The following is a 17,459-nucleotide window of genomic DNA, read 5'->3' on the forward strand; positions in this document are numbered from 1 at the left end:
GAATCTCCGAATTATCCCTCGAGCCAGTTGTCGTTGAACCGGAGCGTGGAGCCGTCGGGAGTACCGATTTTACCCTTGTAGTCCTTCGAACCGGCATACAGGTTCGCCTGCCACCAGAGCAAGAGGTGACCTGCGCGGTCCTCGTGGAAGATCTTCGTCGCTTTGTGGTACAGTTCGGCACGCTTGTCGTCGTCGTACTTGTGGCGGGCCTTCTCGACGAGTTTGTTGTACTCGTCGTTCTTCCATCCGGTGAAGAAGAACGCACCGTCCGGGTGGAGGAACTTATAGAACGACACGTCGGGGTAGGTCAGCGCGAGGTACGAACTGGTCGTCGCCTCGAAGTTCTGCTTGCTGTAGACGTCCGACAGCCACGTACTCCACGTTATCTTCTGGATGTTGAGATTGATGCCGACCTCGGACGCTTGGTCGGAGATGACTTTCGCACCCTGCACCTGCGTCGGGTAGGATTGGGGAATCTTGAACGAAACCGAAAATCCGTCGGGCATTCCCGCCTTCTTCAGGTGTTTTTTGGCCTTATCGAGGTCACGGGGACGTGGTTTGATGTCGGGATCCTCCCACTTGCTGCCGGGCGCGGCGGGCGTCGCCGTCGTCTTGCCGGTGCCGTAGAGCGCCGCCTCGCTGATTTTCTCCTTGTCGAGCGCGAAATCGAGCGCGAGGCGGGCGTGCTTGTTGTTGAACGGTTTCTTATTGCAGTTCAGGCCGAGGTAGACGAGCGCTTTCGGGAACTGTTTCTCGAAGCGGACGGACGAATCGTTTTTGAGCGATTCGACGTCCTTCGGCGGAACGCCGTTGACGAAGTCGTACTCACCAGCGCGGAACGACTGAAGTCGCACGTTCGGGTCTGTTATCTCGCTCTTGACGATTTTGTCGAGGAAGGGGCCGTTTTTGTCGCTGGCGTCCCAGTAGTCGTCGAACTTCGTCATTGTGAACGACGTCTCAACCTCGTGGCTTTCGAACTGGTACGGGCCCGTTCCGATGGGTTCGTTGATCTTCTTCTTTTTCGCCTGTTTCTGGGGAACGATGTGCATCTCCCCGGTCGACATCCGCGAGAGGAACGGCGCGAATGGCTCCGACAACTGAACGACGAAGGTCTGGTCGTCAGGGTTGTCCATCGAGTCAACGAAGTCGAAGAAGCCGGTTGCGAGGTACTCACCGTTCGCGATGCGCTCGTAGGTCGCGAGTACGTCTTTGGACGTCATCTCGCTGCCGTCGTGGAACTTCACTCCCTTTTGGAGCGTGAACTCCAGTTTTGTGTTGTCCTTGGAAGTCGACCAATCCTTCGCGAGATGGGGTTTCAGCGAGTAGTCGGGGGCCAACCGGATGAGCGGTTCGGTGATGTTTTCGAGCACGCGGTTGGTCGCGGCGGCGCTTTCGAGGTGCGGGTCGAGTCCCTGCACGGGCACAGCACCGCCCCACTGGAGCGTGCCGCCCATTTTCGCGTTTCCGTCCCCGCTTCCGCCGCCGGAATCGTCCGAGTCGCCTCCGCCGAGACAACCGGCGAGCGCGACCGGTACGCTGGCGGCTGTCGTGGCGAGAAACGCTCGACGGTCGACGCGTCCGTGACCGCTCGTATCGCTATTTTTTTCAATATTGCGGCTATTGCTATCGCTTGGCATAGAATATCGGACACAACCACCAGTGATAAAGATTATGAAAACTGTAACAATATAGTTGAATGTTTGAAATGAAATGGGGATGCCTGAAACTGTAAGTCGAATGTACGGTTGGGAAACAGTCAAATAGGCAGGTGAGCCACGTTGCGCTTGGTACGCATGCAGGTACGTGAGCAACGGCTACGACGAGACATCGAGGCCAACGCGGCTTTCGGGTCGGTCGCGGTCGAAAACGGTCACGGTCGGACCGTCCTAACCGGAACAGAGGCGGACAGGAACGCACGAGAGTATTTTTGTGAGCGACTGCGGGACGCAGGTCTCGACGTTCACGTGGACCGAGTAGGGAACATCGTCGGCCGATGGACGCCCGAAAGCGCCGACCCAGACGCGGGCGCAGTCGCCGCCGGGAGCCACCTCGACTCCGTGCCCGAGGGAGGCATCTTCGACGGACCACTCGGCGTGTACGCCGCGTTAGAGGCGGTCCGAGCGATGCAAGACGTGGGCGTCGAACCGTCCCGTCCGGTCGAAGTCGTCTGCTTCACCGAGGAAGAAGGCCAGCGGTTCGACGGCGGATTGCTCGGTTCCGCCGTCGCTGCCGGGGAGATGAGCCTCGAAACGGCGCTCGCGCTCGAAGACGAATCCGGCGTGACGCTCGAAACCGCGCTCGGCGACATCGGCTTTCTCGGCGAGGGGCGAGTCGCCGCCGACGAGTGGCACGCGTGGCTGGAACTCCACATCGAACAGAGCGAGCGTCTCGAAGACGCGTCGGTCCCGGCCGGTATCGTGACGACGATAACGGGACTCTCCCGGTGTGCTATCGAAATCGCCGGCGAAGCGAACCACGCCGGGTCGACGCTGATGTGCGACCGGTCGGATGCCCTCACCGGTGCGAGCGAATTCGTTCTAGACATCGAAACCGCCGCGAACGAGTGCGTCGAAACCGAATCGAACACGGCCGTCGCCACCGTCGGCAAACTCGACGTGCGGCCGGGTGCGCCGAACGTCATCCCGGGACGGGCCGAGATGAGCCTCGATATCCGCGACATCGAGCAGGACTCCATCGAGTACGTCGTGGAGCGAGCGAAGCGGAGCCTCGACCGCATAGAAACCGAACGCGACGTGACGACCGAGTTCGAACGGCCGTGGAATCGCCACCCCGTACCGATGAGTGACCGTTGTCGTACCGCGCTAGAAGCTGCCGGGGAGGCCGCAAACATCGAAACGCTGTCCCTCCACTCCGGAGCCGCCCACGACACGATGCACGTCGCGAGCGTCACCGACGCTGGCTTGCTCTTTGCCCCGTCACGGGACGGGATTTCTCACAATCCGCTGGAGTGGACCGAGTGGAAGGACTGTGCCGAATCGACGCGCGTTCTCGCCGGTGCGGTAGCGCGGCTCGCCGGCTCCAACGAGTAGCCCGTTCGCAGACGGACAAATAGCGTTCGTTTCGTTCGAGCTACGAATAGACGGGAGTCTCCAGCTATTACCAGTCGAGTCGCTCGTGTGAGATTCTACGACAGGTTCGCACCCTCAAGTCGTGTATTAGCCACTCAAACGGTCGTTTTCGAATAAGTACGGTCTACCTCACACCCGATTTATAGTTTGCACCGATAGAGAACGCGGTCGAAATCCTTCACCCGACACACATCCCGTGAGAGCCCATAATTCGTGCATCCGTGATTATATGACGAAAGCGTCGTAGAAAACAATCCGACAATGGACTAAATGTCCATAAACCGTTTGCACGTATTTTGAACGCACAGTAACGACAAGCCAAAAGCAATCCTTCCGAAATCGGCCGATTACGGCTGATTAGAGGAACACCACATATATGATAAATAGCAAATACTTGTATATGATTGCTACTGCTATCGGTTTTCGGATTCGGAATTCATTGCACCATATACAAACGCTTTTATGGACATGCTTGGTATCATATGTCATGACAAATTCGACCGAAACCGGCTCGTCGCGAACCCTGAAAACGGTCACGCGAGCGTTCGACGTGATTCAGGCGTTGGAAGAGTTCGACGGCGCGCGCGTCACCGAACTCGCCGACCATCTCGATATGTCCAAAAGCGCCGTCTACAATCACCTCACGACGCTGCGGGAGAACAAGTTCGTCGTCCAAGAGGGAAACACGTACTCGCTGTCGTTGCAGTTCCTCCTTCTCGGCGAGTACGTTCGCAACCAGAACAAACTGTACAGCATCGGGAAACCCGAAATAGAGAGTTTGGCCGACGAGACGGGGGAGTACGCCCACCTCGCCACCGAACAACACGGCCTCAGCGTGAACCTCTACAAAGTTCGGGGCGACAAAGCGGTCGGCAGTAACTACCAGACGAGCAAGCTGCAGAAACCGGATTACCTGCACTTCTCGGCGACCGGAAAGTCGATTCTCGCCTCGCTCCCGTCCGACAGGGTGGAAACCATCATCGACCGTTACGGGTTGGTCCGTAAAACGGAGAACACCATCACCGACCGGGAGGAGTTGCTGTCCGAGCTCGAAGTGATTCGGGAACGCGGGTACGCCTACAACGACGAGGAGGAGATCGAGGGGCTCAAAGCCATCGGCGCGCCGGTGCTGGACAGGAGTGGTCGCGTCCTCGGTTCAGTGAGCGTGTCCGGCCCGACCAACCGCATGAACGAAGCGGAGTATCACGACATGATAGTCGAGAAGGTGACGAACGCGGCGAACGTCATCGAGGTGAACATCAACATGGCGGAGCGGGAGGGGGACCACCCGAAATTCATCTGAGGAATAGTAGCGCGTCTTCAGAGTGGCAGAACCCGGGCGAATCTCATCGGTGGATGCCATTACAGAAGTAAGGTTGTAATGGCGGTCGAATCGACGAAAGGAAGGGTTCGGTAGAAATGCTGTAGAGAGGGGTTAAACTATATGTCGCTATAACAACTGTGCAGTTGGTCACGTCACCTCTCGTCCTCTGTGTCCGACGGTGACCGCTTTTGGGACGAAGATGCGAACTCCGTCTCGCAGGGGAGTGTCGCCGCGAGTCGCTCGGCGACGGTCGGACTCAAGAACCCCGCCAGTTCCATCGCTTCCTCTTCGTGTGCATCGAGGTCCAGAACATCCCTGAAGAACCACGAGACGGTCACGTGAACGTCCCCCGCGGTCAAGCCGCGGGGCTTCCTGCTTCGACGACGTACTTTGCATCCACCCGTCCCGAATGACGAGCGAACGCAGGGAGCACAGTCTGCACAGGCGTTGATTCGGACCGTCCCGGCCCTACATGAAAAGATTTGAGTCCCCTGTCGAGGATGTTCTTTGCCGCATTCAAGTCCCGGGCTTCCGTGTGACCGCACGCCGGACACGAATGTTCCCGAACCCACAGCGGCTTTGACGTTTCGACGCCGCACTGGTTGCATTCCTTAGTGGTTCCGCGAGCATCGACGCGAACGACATGCGTTCCGTGCAAGTCGCCCTTGTATTCCAGAAGGTCGAGAAACCGGGACCATGCGGCGTCCTGCTTGTTCTTTGCTGACTGGCTGGTTTCGAGCATCGGCTTCACATCGAGGTCTTCGACCGCCACTACGTCGTATTCCCGAACGAGCCACGTCGAAAGTTTGTGCTGAAAGTCGAGCACCTTCCACCGGATTCGACGTTTGGCACGAGCGACTTTCTGGCGCTGTTTCTCCCAGTTGGCCGAGCCGTGTTGCTTACGGTCGAGCGAGCGCTGTTGGCGGGCGTACTGTTCGTACTCCGATTCCAAGTCCAAACATTCGACCGAAAGGTCCTCGGACGTGTGGATGTACGACTGAATCCCGAGATCCACACCGATACAGTCGGCACGGTCGATGTCTTCTGGGTCTGATTTCGCGGGAGTATCCACTTCGACTACGAAACAGGCGAACCATGCGCCGGTTCAATCTTTCTTGAGAATGGCGCGTTTGACGTTCTCCGTGTCGGGCAAGTCGCGGTGTGCTCGTATCGGTATCTCGCCGATTTTTGAGAGGGTAAGCGTCCCGAAATCGTGGCCCGTCGTGTGATTGACGTTGAAGCCTTCTGACTGGTACGCTACTGACCGAAACTCTCCCGTACCTTGCCATTTGAGCCGTCCTGTCTTCCGACCGTTCTCTCGGTGCTTTTTGAGCACCTTCTGGTCTTTCTGGATTTGACTCACGGTCTGTTGGGCGGCATGAGCTGATACGTCCGCGAAGGTCGACCATCTCCGTTTCCACTCGGTGAGCTTGCGGTGTTGGTCGTAGGCACGCGGACGGTCGTTCCGCGGTGCTTGGTAGTAGTCGCGGACGGCGTGATTCCGTATTTGTCGGTGAATCTCGATGTGACGCCACGCTTCGTTGGCCACTTCTTCGTCGGGATAGGCTCGACAGCGAAGCGTGACATCCATGTTTCAGTACCCCTTGGCGTCGAGAGCGGATCGAAGCAGGTCGGCGTATGCTCGACGCATACGCACTCCTTTGTCGTCGGCGTAGGCTTTTACCCGTTGTCGGTCTTCGTCCGTTATGTCGGCATCTAACCTCATTTGTACCACATCGTGTACTGTCCAAGATACACAGGAGAGTACTATAACTCTTACTCTTGCGATTTTGATACTGACTCAGCGTACGCGATTCACCCTCGGGGTCAAGCCCCGAGGCACTCTCGCTGTGATTTCTCGTAGAGTGTGTCACTCTCCGCCATGTTTTTAGGCACACCTAAACACTAATAACTGCTTCGATTATTAGGCCGGCCTAAATATACGGTCGGCTGGCACGCTGGTTTTACCCGAATCGATTTTTCAGCGTCGTCACACCGGACGTCGAGGGAGGGTCTTAACTTCCCGGCCGCGAGACCGATACCTATGGAACCCGACGACAACCGTCGCGACTGGGCGGAGCGCACGGGTGATTTTTCGCCCGAGTACTACGCCCAAATCGGTCCGAACGAGGTCAGTAACACCCTCGCCAGCGTGTTCGACTACTACGTCGACGAGAAGGCACCGATACTCGAAATCGGCTGTAGTTCGGGTCGCCACCTCGCCCACCTCCTCGACAACGGATACACAAACCTCACTGGAATCGATATCAACGACGAGTCGTTCGACGTGATGGCCGAGCGGTATCCGAAACTCGCCGCGACGGGGACGTTTCGAACCGGTGCAATCGAGGACCTCCTCCCCGAGTTCCCTGACGACACGTTCGATGTAGTGTACTCGGTGGAGACGTTGCAGCACATCCATCCCGACAACGAGTGGGTATTCGAGGAGATATGCCGCGTCGCGTCGGATCTCGTAATAACCGCGGAAAACGAAGGGAACAGTCCACAACGGGGCCGCGGGGACGAGAAAGTGAGCTACGTTCACGATGACTTCCCGCTGTACTACCGGAACTGGAAACGGGTGTTCTCCGACCTCGGCCTCGCCCAACTCGTCCGCGAACCGAGCAAGCGCGACACGGTTCGCGTGTTTCGCGTGCTTTGACAGTCGGGAGTCACGTTCTTTCGATTCGAACGTGGAGGGAAAGTCAGGCACGAAAGTCTAATGAGCGTCTGAAAAATGGGAGAAGCAATGACAGACGACGTTACGTGACTACGCGCGTAACGGGTCAGAAATGGCAGGATTAGGTGTGAAAAGACACGATGATGACGATGCTAGCACTCTCCGAAACAATCAAACGTCATAGGAGGACTACAGTACAGTATGAGCAGAAACTCGGCCACGCAGAGTAAAGTTCAGCGGGTCATTAACGAGTACGAGTTGACCGGAATGGGCGAACGACTCGAAGCGGATTGGACGGGAGAAGACGGAACCCAGTACAGCCTTCGTGATCTCGCTGACGTGTTCAACCGAGCCGTGCTACGCGCAGCGCTGGAACAGGCCGGAGTGGCGTCGTTAGACGGAGAGGTCGAGAACACCTACCGATTGTTGACAGACGACTCGGTGAGTCGCGGTGTACGCATCGAAACGAAGAATTCCCTTGAGAGGGAGGGAATTTCCATCGAGGAGCTGAAGAAGGACTTCGTCACGCATCAGGCGATACACACCTACCTGACGAAACACCGCGGCGTCGAATACGAGTCGGGTAAAAACGAGACAGACCAAGTGGAAAAGAGCGGCGAGACGATACAGCGGTTGCGGACGAAGACCAGTGCAGTCACGGAAACAACGCTGACGAACCTCGTCAATACGGACCGTCTCACGCTCGGTGATTTCGACGTTTTCGTAGATATCCGTATCCTATGTGACACGTGTGGACAGTCGTACACGGTGGATGACCTCCTCGAAAACGGCGGCTGTGAGTGTGAGACGTCGAACTGAGCGGTGGTGGACGCCGACTACCTCGCCATCCAGTCAACCGAGGAAGCCGCCGCGCTCGACGACGAGCATCGTCGCCTGTCCGAGAAATGATTGTCGTCTGTCGGCGCTCGAAGAAGCGATCCGACCGGCGAGCACCGAACCTCAAGCACCCGAGTCAGTTTACGAAACGGCCCTCTCGTTCGAGTTTCGTGGCCAGTTCGTCGTACAAGTGTGCGCAACTGTTTTCCGACCTCCTACTCGGCGAGACGGACACGAGCGTTTCCCAGTCGCCGATCAATACGAGGCGTTTTCTCGCGCGGGTGAGCGCGACGTTAAGGCGGCGTGGTCCCTCGTTGGGGAGTTCGAGGAATCCGGCGTTTCCGGCGTCGTTGCTCCGAACGAACGAGACGACGACCGCTTCGCGTTCACCGCCCTGAAACGAATCGACCGTATCGACGGTGACACGGCCCGCGTCCTCGCCGGTCCGATGGAGTCGTGAGCGGATTTCACCGATCTGTCCACGGTACATCGAGATGACGCCGATGTCCTTCGGGGCGACGCCCGCGTCCACGAGTTTCGTCACCTCCGCGACGACCGCTCGTGCTTCGGGGGGGGTTGTAGACGGAGTTGCCGCCGGACTCGCGGCGCTCGTCGCCGGCGACGTCGATGGCGACGAGCGAGTCGAGGTTGTCGATTCGCCACTCGCGGTTTCGCGCCGCCGTTTCCAAGTTCCCGTCGTAAAACGCGGCGTTGGGGAAGTCGGCGATGGCCGAGTGCATCCGGTACTGCCGCCGGAGGAGAACCGAGATGTCGGTTCCGTATCGGTCGAGGAGATGCTCGAACAGCGAGACGTGTAGCCGTTCGTCCTTCATCGATTCGTCGGCGCAGTACGGGGACAGTTGCTTGTGGTCGCCCGAAAGAACGAGCTTTCGCGCACAGTTGAGGACGATGGCCATCGCGGGGCGACTCGCCTGTGTCGCCTCGTCGACGACGGCGACGTCGAACCGGTTCGTGTCAAACTGAGCGGTGCCGCTCGTCGTCGCGGCCACGATGTCCGCTTCGGCGACGGGGGCGTTCGTGTAGTGCCGCCGAACCACGTCGTTCTTTGAGTTGCGACCGACGCGAGCGATACTGAGTCCGTCCTCGGTGGGTCCTCCATCATCGCCGTCTTCGTCGGACTCGTTCGCCCGACAGACGGCCGCGTGGAGCGTGTCGGGTTCCGGGTCCCCCACCGCGCTATCTCCGACGAGGATGTTGTCGACGGCCTGATTTGAGTGTGCCGTCACCAACACCGAATCGCCGTGTTGGACCGCGTACAGCACGTACGCCGTCAGCGTCCGGGTCTTTCCCGTTCCGGGTGGACCGTGGATACAGAGAATGTCTTTCGCGTCGTCGGCCCATTTCAGGGCCTGTTTCTGATACTCGTTCAACTCCATGTCGGCGCTGGGGACCGAGAGCCCGTCGGCCTTGAACCGGACGGGTCGATTTCCGACTATCAGTTCCCGTTTTTTCGGATTCGACTCGATTTTTCGAATCGCCTCCGTCCGCCGCTCGAACGGAACGGGATTGAGGAGATGCGTCAGCCAGAATTCGCTTCGGTTGGCCGTGAAGAGTTCCTCGACGTCGGAGCGTTCGCAACTGGCGTCCGGTTTGACCGTCACCGTCGGCCCGTCGACGGAGACGATTTCGACGGCGATAGGGAAGTCGTCCGATTCGCCCATCGTGTCGATGAGAAAGACGCTCTCCGGGTACATCTCCTCGTCCCGAAAGAGGTCGACGTCCCCGTCGTCGTCCTCCGGTGAAATCTGAAACGAGTACGTCGGTTCCGCGGGTCGGCCGTTTGGTCCGAGCGAGACGAACGGCCCGGACGCGACTCCCTGATCTGTGAGCGTCGTCAACCCCTCGTTTCGGTACCGTTCGCGGTTCGCCCGCTGTTCGGTTTCCCGTTCCGATTCGACGAACTGACGGAGTTCGTCGAAAAACGCACGCCGCTCGTCCGCGGAGAGGCCGGACCGAGGTCTCACTTCCGATTTCGGGAGTTCGAACGCTTTCAGTTCGTCCTCTACCACGGGTGTTACCTCTGGATGCCAAAATCGGAGACGGTCGCTCAGCGTCGTCTCCGAGGCCGTCTCGACCGAGATGAACCGAACGGTCCCGTCGATGCCGAAACTCGTGTCGTACCACCCCACCTGCGCCGAGTCTGGTCGCCAGAGGACGTACTCGTTCGTCGTCGTCGGGTTCCCTTTCTCGTGCAACGGAACGGCGTACCCGTCCCGGTTCGGAGCGCTCTCGCGGACGGTCTTCGCCCCCCGGTCGAGCGCCTCGTGCAAATGATCGGGCGAGATGTTCCGGTCGAATCGAGAGGTCTGCATCGGTTCCCCGTCCGAGCGGAGGAGCGTCGAATCACGTAGGTTCCACGCTTGCGACAGGTCATCGACCGCCGTCTTCGTGGAGGGGTTCGGTTCGGGAGTCATGATTTCATGGGTCAATGGTGGTGCGTTTCGGGCCCCGTGATTCACGTGATGACTAGCGGCCGTGATGCTGTCGTAGGTATCGAACATGGTCGATATATGCCCTTCGCTTCGGAAGCGGGAGACGACGGACGTCGAGTGTGCATCATCAGTTGCCAGCGAGAACGATCGGTGTAGAAGACAATGGTCACGTTGCTGTCCAGTCTGGAATACGGTCATTTATTTGTTCATTTTCCGAAGCGTCCAAGAGACACGGTGAGCAGTTGGACAGAAACTAGAATGCATTGACCGTATTAGCAGTGTTTGTATCGGAGGGCAATTCCAGTCTACCCGTTTGTCGTACTCCGGTTGCGTCTGCGGACAATGACGACCATCACGAGGGCGGTCACGAGAACACCGGCGACCCAAACGTTGCTGTATGTGGCGATGCCAACGAGATACGGGATGACAAGCAGGGCGAGAATAAGTCTCTGTCGTCGCTCGATTCGGCCGAGTCGCTCCTCGAGGTCGGAATCGTCCATACGGAATCGAAACGGAAAGAAAACATAAAAATTACCCACATATAAAGTAATTTACTTAAGGCGGGAATCGGGAAGATATTGTGTGGAGCTACGCACTACTACCGAGTGCAAAATGAAGTCTCGTACCATTTAGTGTGGGTTCGTTCGCACCGTGGGAAGTCGCCAACCGAACTGAACGGCCGCGACCCTCGTCAAGAGCGTGATACCCGCACAGCCGCTGACCGCGACGTTGGCATCGCCGCCGAGGGTCAACAGACACCAATACGCAAAGCCGCCGAGGACGGCACAGCTCGCGTAAAAGTCCCGGACCAACACGAACGGCGAGCGGTCGAGAAGAATGTCCGCCATCGCGCCGCCGCCAATGGCGTTTATTGTCGCCACCGCGACGACGCCGAACGGCGAGACGCCGACCCCGGATGCGACGATGGCACCCGCGGTCGTAAAAGCGGCGAGTCCGACGGCGTCGGCGGTCAGCGAAATCGGATGTCGGTCGGGTTCACGATACAAGAAGGAGAGGCCGATGGCGATGGAAACGCCGACCACGCCGAATCCGATGTTTGAGAGGGTTTGCAGTGAGAGCGGAACGCGGTTGACCAACACGTCGCGGGTCGTACCGCCGCCGAAAGCGGTGACGAGGCCGACGACCGTGACCCCAAACGGATCGAATCCTTCTCGAATCGCCTTGCTCGCGCCGACGAGGGCGAAGGCGACCAGTCCGACGGCGTTTGCGATAGAGAAGAGTTGGTTCGAAAGCATCGGTTTATCCGCTATTTCGGTACTGGAGTTATTACGCCAGCGATTGACGTCAAACCGGAAGGAGTTGTTCGACAGTTCATTTCCATTACTATTCATATTCATTGTCGGGTACTTTTTTCACATATCTGCCAATTTTATCATACATCCATTGACAGACATGTGCTCGACGGTAAGATATGCTCTTTTCCCAGGACGATAATAATAAACCATGGTTAACGCAACCATCGACGTTATCGATCGGGGCGGACTGGAGTGTGACCTCAACTATCTCATCGAGGGAAACACGCTTGGGAGTCACAACGAACCGAACCCGGACACCGACTACATCGAGATACCAGTATTCAATCTCGTCATCGACCACCCTGAAGGAACGATTCTTTGGGATACGGGCAACCACGAGGAGGCCCTCGACGGTCACTGGCCCGAAGGGTTGAAACAGGCGTTCTATCCGCACGACGTGGGCGAGCACGACCTTCGAGACGACCTCGGGGATGCGGGGTACGACCTCGATGACATCGACTACGTGTTTCAGACGCACTTGCATCTTGATCACGCGGGTGGCTTGCATCACTTCGACGGGACGGACACGCCGGTGTTCGTCCACGAAGAGGAGTTGAAGTTCGCCTACTACAGCACGAAGACGGATGAGGGAAGCGCGGCGTACATCCTCGGTGACTTCGATCACGATCTTAACTGGCAAGTGATGCACCGAGACAGAGAAACCCACTTCGAGGACGTCGATTTCGTTCACCTCCCCGGACACACGCCGGGACTGACCGGGACGGTTATTCACCTCGACGATGTCGGAACAGTCGCGTTCGCGGGTGACGAAATCTATCAGACCGAAAACTACGACGACGAGATTCCGCTCGGTGCTGGACTCCTCTGGAGCCACCGACACTGGTTCGATAGCCTCCAGAAACTGAAGGAGATAGAGCGCAAACACGACGCTGAAGTCGTGTACGGGCACGACCCGGATCAGTTCGAGGAGATCCAGGGAGGATGGCCCTGAGATGAGCTATGAACGCTCCGTCTCCGCACCATCCCACGAACTCTCGCCGGAAACCGTCTGGCACATCCAGATGCCCCAGATTCGGTTCGGACGGGATGCGACGGACGAACTGTCGTTTCAATTGCGCGATTTGGGAGTGGACGAGGACGCCCACGGTCTCATCATCACCGACGAGAACCTCGTGGACATCGGCCACGTCGAACGCGTCGAAACGCACCTCGAAGACGCCGAATTGGCCGTGGATGTCTACGACGAGTCGGAGCGCGAACCGTCCATCGCGGCCATCGAGAACTGTCTTGATTTCGTCCGCGACGAGAAGGGCGAAACGGGGTACGACTTCTACGTCGGACTCGGCGGAGGGAGTTGTATGGACACCGCGAAGACGACGCGCGCGGTCATCGCCAACGGCGGCGGGCCGCTCGACTACATCGCCAAACCGACAGGCGAGGGGGAATCTCTCGTCGAATCCGGCCCGCCGCTCGTTTTGATGCCGACGACGGCCGGAACAGGGGCGGAGATTTCGCCCGTCTCCATCCTCTCGGTGGAGGAAAAGGAGATCAAGGAGGGAATCTCCAGCAACCACATCCGCGCCGATGCCGCGGTGTTAGACCCGACGCTCACGACTACGCTCCCGCCGGGGCTAACCGCGAAGACGGCGATGGACGCCCTCGGGCACGCCATGGAGGGATATACGACTCACGAGTACGATTCGCTCCTACGGCCGACCGACCCCGCCGAGCGTCCCGTGTACGCCGGGCGGACGCCCCTCACCGAGATGTTTTCGGAGAAGGCTATCGACCTGCTGTCGAACAACGTCCGTAAGGCGGTTCACAACGGGGACGACTTGGAGGCACGTGAGAACATGCTACAGGGCGCGCTGTTCGGTGCCATCGCGGGGCTAACAGCGGGGGCGAGCCTCTGTCACGCGATGGCCTATCCCGTCGGGAACAAGTATCACACATATCACGGCGAAACCATCGCGGTGTTGACTCCGGCGAGCACCATCGACTACAACTCTGCGAGCGACCCGAAACGCTTCGCCTCGCTCGCGCGTCGGTTCGGCGTCGATACGACAGGAATGTCCCCCGGCGAGGCCGCCGACGCACTGAAAGGGGAGTACATTCAGCTTCAGCGCGACCTGAACGTCCTGCCGAGCGGCCTCAATGAACTGGCGGGGATCACGGAAGACGAAGTCGACTGGCTGGCGAAACAGACCGTCGAGACGCAGGCACGGTTGCTTCGCTGCAACCCCAGACCAGTCGTCGAGGAGGACGTCCACGACATCTTCGTGGACGCGCTGTACAACTGGGGGAAGTGACCTCTCGGGACCGTACTGGACGAATGTGTCTCCTGTCTTACGCTGACCGGACTATCCCTCCGTTTCGCGAAGGTCAGTCCGACGAACCTTTCCGGTCGTCGTTTTCGGGAGTTCGTCGAGGAACGCGATTTTGCGAGGGTATTCGTATTTCGCCAATCGTCCTTTAACGTAAGACTGAAGCTCCTCTACGAGTCGGTCAGTCGACTCGAACCCGTCCGCGAGGACGACGAACGCCTTCGGAATCTCACCCCGTTCCTCATCGGGGACACCGACGACGGCCGAGTCGGCGACAGCCTCGTGACCGGCAAGGCTCTCCTCGATTTCCTCCGGGCCGATGCGGTAGCCCGACGAAATGATAACGTCATCTGTCCGCGAGACGAACGAAATATAGCCGTCCTCGTCGCGGATCCCGAGGTCTTCGGTGAGGAGCCAACCGTTACGAACCTTCTGATTCGTCTTCTCGGGGCGATTCAGATACTCCTTGAAGCACACGGGGTCGCCCTCGTATCGAACCACGATTTCACCCACCTCACCGTTCTCGACGGTGGGTTCTGCCGTCTCAGGATCGACGATTCGAACGTTGTGACCGGGGCCAGCCATCCCCATTTTTCCCTCGCGAAACTCGGTGAGCGCGGTGCAGTCGCCGATCGTCAGGTTCGCCTCCGTCTGACCGTACGCCTCGTGGACGGTAGCCCCGTCGAAGGTGGTTTCGCCCCACTCGACGATGCTTTGTCCGAGTGATTCGCCGCCACTGGGAATGACGCGCACCGAATCGACGTCGTAGTGGTCCGCAGGGTCGTCGACGTTCATCATCATCCGGAGAGCCGTCGGCGGTGCAAAGAAAATAGAGACGCCGAAACGTTCGATGGTTCGGAACGCCGCATCGGGGTCGAAGGGGCCTCCTTCGTACGCGACGATGGGCCGGCCGTAGTACAGTGCGGGGAAGACGATGTCGAACAGGGACGCAACCCACGCCCACTCGGAGGGTGTCCACGCCACGTCCGTCTCTCGAATATCGAGGTTACAAAACGAGGTCACAAACAACGGGAGGTGTCCGAGTAGCATTCGGTGTGCGTGGCGGACGCCTTTGGGGTTCCCCGTCGTTCCGCTGGTATAGATGATGATAGCGTCGTCCTCAGCGTCAGTGTCGACGACGTCTCGGTCACGTGAGTGGGCTACCATCGCGTCCCAGATGTCGTTTTCGCCGTCAGCGGGGTCATCCACGTCGACTGTCAGGACCGTGTTTAGCGCGTGGAGGTCATCTCGGATCTCGCGGAGGGTTCCGATGTTCGATTCGTCGACGATACATGCCACCGACTTGGAATCGTCCAACCGGTATGAGAGCCCGTCGATGCCGAAGAGTGTACTCAGAGGCACCGAAACCGCTCCCAACTTCCATGCGGCGATGTGTGCGATAAGAGTCTCAGGTTTTTGTGGTGCGTTTACGCCGACGCGGTCACCACGACTGACTCCTTGGTCCGCGAGATAGTTCGCGAGACGATTCGTCAGGTTTCGTAGCTGCCAGAACGTGTACATTCGTTCCCGTCCGTCCCCGTCTGTGGCGAAGAGCGCGACACGGCCTCGCTCGTCCGCCCATCTGTCACAGACATACTCGGCCATGTTGAACTCGGACGGCACGTCCCACTCAAACGAGTCGTGAAGTTGCTCGTAGTCGTCCCATTCTTGTTCGTAGAAATGATACGCATCGAGTCGGTCCTCTCGTTGCATACTACGTTCAACCACATCTATCATGATAAATATCCTCCCCCAAGATGGCGGTGATTTGTCACTATTGCGGCCTGACATCCACAGATTGCTAACTATTTTAGAGATGGTGAGAACGTTGCTAACTAAAGAGACATGAATATCGTCCATCCATAATCGTTTTGAGGTTCTCGTCGTATGTCGTAAACGACCAATGAATCTCGTTCACTACGTGGCGGATGCAGCGGCGGAACGTGGCGACGCACCGGCACTCGTCTACGACGGACAGGAGACCTCCTACGAAACGTTCTGGACGCGAGCGGGGCAGTTTGCGGCCGGCCTTTCGGAGCACGGCATTGGCGTCGACGACCGAGTCGCTATCTACCTCCCGAACCTCCCGCAGTTCGTCACGGCGTTTCATGGCACGCTCCGTGCTGGTGGCGTCGTCGTTCCGATGAACCCACAGTACAAACGACGGGAACTGAGCCACCTCCTCGGGGACAGCGGCGCGAAAGCGGTCGTCACGCTTCCCGACCTCGTCCAACACGTCGATGCGGTTCGGGAAGAGACCGACGTGGACGTCGTTGTCACCGTCGGTGACGGGGAGGGAGACAGCCGTTTCGAGGCGTTTCTCGCCGACGAGAAGCGTCCGATTGCCGACAGAGCGGACGACGACGTCGCCGTTCAACCGTACACCTCGGGAACGACCGGAACGCCGAAGGGCGTTCTCCTCACGCATCACAACCTCGCGTGGGATGCGGACGCCGCCACGAACCCCATCCCGGACGGGATTCGGCCGGACGACCGACACCTCGGGGTCCTCCCGCTGTTCCACATCTACGGGATGACGGTGACGATGAACGCCACCCTGTTCGAGGGCGGAAGCTACTACCCGCTCCCGACGTGGGACGCGACGGCGGCCGCGTCGCTGGTCGAGTCCGCGGACCTCACGCTGATACACGCCGTCCCCGCGATGTACAACGACCTCGCGAATCTGCCCGACGACGCCGAGTTCGACTTGTCGTCGGTGCGGTTCGCGAACTCCGGCGGGAGCGGCCTCCCCGAGGAGGTTCGCCGCTCGTTCGAGGACCGGTTCGACGTCGACCTGTGCGAGGGCTACGGCCTGACCGAGACGAGTCCGGTCACGCACGCGAACCACGTCGGAAACCGGCGACCCGGCAGTATCGGCACGCCGCTCGACGGCGTCTCCGCCCGAATCGTGGACGACGAGTTCGTCGAACGCCCGCCGGTAACACGCGGCCCCGTGGAGGAGGGCAGCGTGGACCTCGACGAGATAACCGGTGAACTCGTCGTCGCGGGACCGAACGTGATGAAAGGGTACTACGAGCGCCCCGAGGCGAACGCGGCGGCGTTCACCGAGGCGGACGGGGAGCGGTGGTTCCACACGGGCGACATTGGCTACGCCGACGAGGATGGCTTTTTCTACGTCGTGGACCGCAAGAAACACATGATAAACACGGCGGGCTATAACGTCTATCCGCGCGAAGTCGAGGAACTTCTCTTCGAGCATCCGGCCGTCGCTGACGCCGCCGTCGTGGGGATTCCGGACGAGCGCCGCAACGAGACGGTCAAAGCCTTCGTCGTCCCGACACCGGACGCGGATGTAACGCCGGAGGAAATCAGGGAGTACTGTCTCGAACGACTCGCGGCATACAAACATCCCCGCCAAGTGGAGTTCGTGAAGGAGTTGCCACGGACGACGACGGGGAAAGTGCAGAAGTTCCACCTCGAAAGTGAGGGCTGACGGGGCGGGGGGAGACAAAGA

Annotated in this window: 15 protein-coding genes and 1 pseudogene; 7 read left to right on the plus strand and 9 right to left on the minus strand. The window is 59.0% G+C overall.

Features of this window, described 5'->3' with window-relative positions:
* Positions 1-11 precede the first annotated feature (11 nt).
* Entirely contained in the window at positions 12-1,637 is a 1,626-nt protein-coding gene (locus tag AC1XDK_RS11495) for an ABC transporter substrate-binding protein (RefSeq protein ID WP_483350045.1), read from the minus strand.
* 156 nt (positions 1,638-1,793) lie between these two features.
* Between AC1XDK_RS11495 and AC1XDK_RS11500 the strand changes: the two genes are divergently transcribed.
* Together AC1XDK_RS11500 and AC1XDK_RS11505 are read left to right on the plus strand one after the other, a co-directional pair.
* Entirely contained in the window at positions 1,794-3,050 is a 1,257-nt protein-coding gene (locus AC1XDK_RS11500; RefSeq protein WP_483350046.1) for an allantoate amidohydrolase, read from the plus strand.
* Between the two features lie 526 nt (positions 3,051-3,576).
* The gene (locus AC1XDK_RS11505) at positions 3,577-4,392 is read left to right on the plus strand and encodes an IclR family transcriptional regulator (RefSeq protein ID WP_483350047.1); all 816 of its coding nucleotides are present in this window, start codon (positions 3,577-3,579) and stop codon (positions 4,390-4,392) included.
* Positions 4,393-4,565: 173 nt separating this feature from the next.
* Here AC1XDK_RS11505 and AC1XDK_RS11510 read toward each other — a convergent pair whose 3' ends face one another.
* The 3 genes and pseudogenes from AC1XDK_RS11510 to AC1XDK_RS11520 form a co-directional block, all read right to left on the minus strand.
* Positions 4,566-4,772: a hypothetical protein gene (locus AC1XDK_RS11510; RefSeq protein ID WP_483350048.1), complete on the minus strand. Its 207-nt coding sequence runs from the start codon at positions 4,770-4,772 to the stop codon at positions 4,566-4,568.
* Positions 4,769-6,004 (minus strand): annotated as a pseudogene (locus AC1XDK_RS11515) (RNA-guided endonuclease InsQ/TnpB family protein). Before AC1XDK_RS11515 ends, AC1XDK_RS11510 begins: the two are co-directional and overlap by 4 nt.
* A 3-nt stretch (positions 6,005-6,007) precedes the next feature.
* Complete coding sequence (locus AC1XDK_RS11520) at positions 6,008-6,139, minus strand: hypothetical protein (RefSeq protein WP_483350049.1); 132 nt, start codon at positions 6,137-6,139, stop codon at positions 6,008-6,010.
* A gap of 318 nt (positions 6,140-6,457) precedes the next feature.
* Here AC1XDK_RS11520 and AC1XDK_RS11525 point away from each other — a divergent pair, with 318 nt between their 5' ends.
* Both AC1XDK_RS11525 and rdfA read left to right on the plus strand, forming a co-directional pair.
* Entirely contained in the window at positions 6,458-7,075 is a 618-nt protein-coding gene (locus AC1XDK_RS11525; RefSeq protein WP_483350050.1) for a class I SAM-dependent methyltransferase, read from the plus strand.
* A 219-nt stretch (positions 7,076-7,294) separates the two neighbouring features.
* Positions 7,295-7,912, plus strand: coding sequence for a rod-determining factor RdfA (gene rdfA / locus AC1XDK_RS11530; RefSeq protein WP_483350051.1), 618 nt, complete (start codon positions 7,295-7,297; stop codon positions 7,910-7,912).
* Positions 7,913-8,066: 154 nt separating this feature from the next.
* On the opposite strand, the gene AC1XDK_RS11535 is transcribed toward rdfA, so the two are convergent.
* The 4 genes from AC1XDK_RS11535 to AC1XDK_RS11550 all read right to left on the minus strand — a co-directional run bounded on the left by AC1XDK_RS11535 (position 8,067) and on the right by AC1XDK_RS11550 (position 11,639).
* Positions 8,067-8,474 carry a C-terminal helicase domain-containing protein gene (locus AC1XDK_RS11535; RefSeq protein WP_483350052.1) on the minus strand — a complete coding sequence of 136 codons (408 nt, stop codon included), beginning with the start codon at positions 8,472-8,474 and terminating at the stop codon, positions 8,067-8,069.
* The gene (locus tag AC1XDK_RS11540; RefSeq protein ID WP_483350053.1) at positions 8,398-10,365 is read right to left on the minus strand and encodes an AAA domain-containing protein; all 1,968 of its coding nucleotides are present in this window, start codon (positions 10,363-10,365) and stop codon (positions 8,398-8,400) included. Before AC1XDK_RS11540 ends, AC1XDK_RS11535 begins: the two co-directional genes overlap by 77 nt.
* A 323-nt stretch (positions 10,366-10,688) precedes the next feature.
* The gene (locus AC1XDK_RS11545) at positions 10,689-10,883 is read right to left on the minus strand and encodes a hypothetical protein (RefSeq protein ID WP_483350054.1); all 195 of its coding nucleotides are present in this window, start codon (positions 10,881-10,883) and stop codon (positions 10,689-10,691) included.
* 129 nt (positions 10,884-11,012) lie between these two features.
* Positions 11,013-11,639, minus strand: coding sequence for a trimeric intracellular cation channel family protein (locus AC1XDK_RS11550; RefSeq protein ID WP_483350248.1), 627 nt, complete (start codon positions 11,637-11,639; stop codon positions 11,013-11,015).
* A gap of 208 nt (positions 11,640-11,847) precedes the next feature.
* Between AC1XDK_RS11550 and AC1XDK_RS11555 the strand changes: the two genes are divergently transcribed.
* Both AC1XDK_RS11555 and AC1XDK_RS11560 read left to right on the plus strand, forming a co-directional pair.
* Complete coding sequence (locus AC1XDK_RS11555) at positions 11,848-12,651, plus strand: N-acyl homoserine lactonase family protein (RefSeq protein WP_483350055.1); 804 nt, start codon at positions 11,848-11,850, stop codon at positions 12,649-12,651.
* Between the two features lies 1 nt (position 12,652).
* Complete coding sequence (locus tag AC1XDK_RS11560) at positions 12,653-13,969, plus strand: hydroxyacid-oxoacid transhydrogenase (RefSeq protein WP_483350056.1); 1,317 nt, start codon at positions 12,653-12,655, stop codon at positions 13,967-13,969.
* A gap of 51 nt (positions 13,970-14,020) precedes the next feature.
* On the opposite strand, the gene AC1XDK_RS11565 is transcribed toward AC1XDK_RS11560, so the two are convergent.
* Positions 14,021-15,697 (minus strand): acetate--CoA ligase, encoded by a 1,677-nt coding sequence (locus tag AC1XDK_RS11565; protein WP_483350057.1) that lies wholly within the window; start codon positions 15,695-15,697, stop codon positions 14,021-14,023.
* A 190-nt stretch (positions 15,698-15,887) separates the two neighbouring features.
* Between AC1XDK_RS11565 and AC1XDK_RS11570 the strand changes: the two genes are divergently transcribed.
* Positions 15,888-17,438 (plus strand): long-chain-fatty-acid--CoA ligase, encoded by a 1,551-nt coding sequence (locus AC1XDK_RS11570; protein ID WP_483350058.1) that lies wholly within the window; start codon positions 15,888-15,890, stop codon positions 17,436-17,438.
* Positions 17,439-17,459: the final 21 nt, after the last annotated feature.

The sequence above is a fragment of the Haladaptatus sp. HS23 genome, from assembly GCF_056892285.1.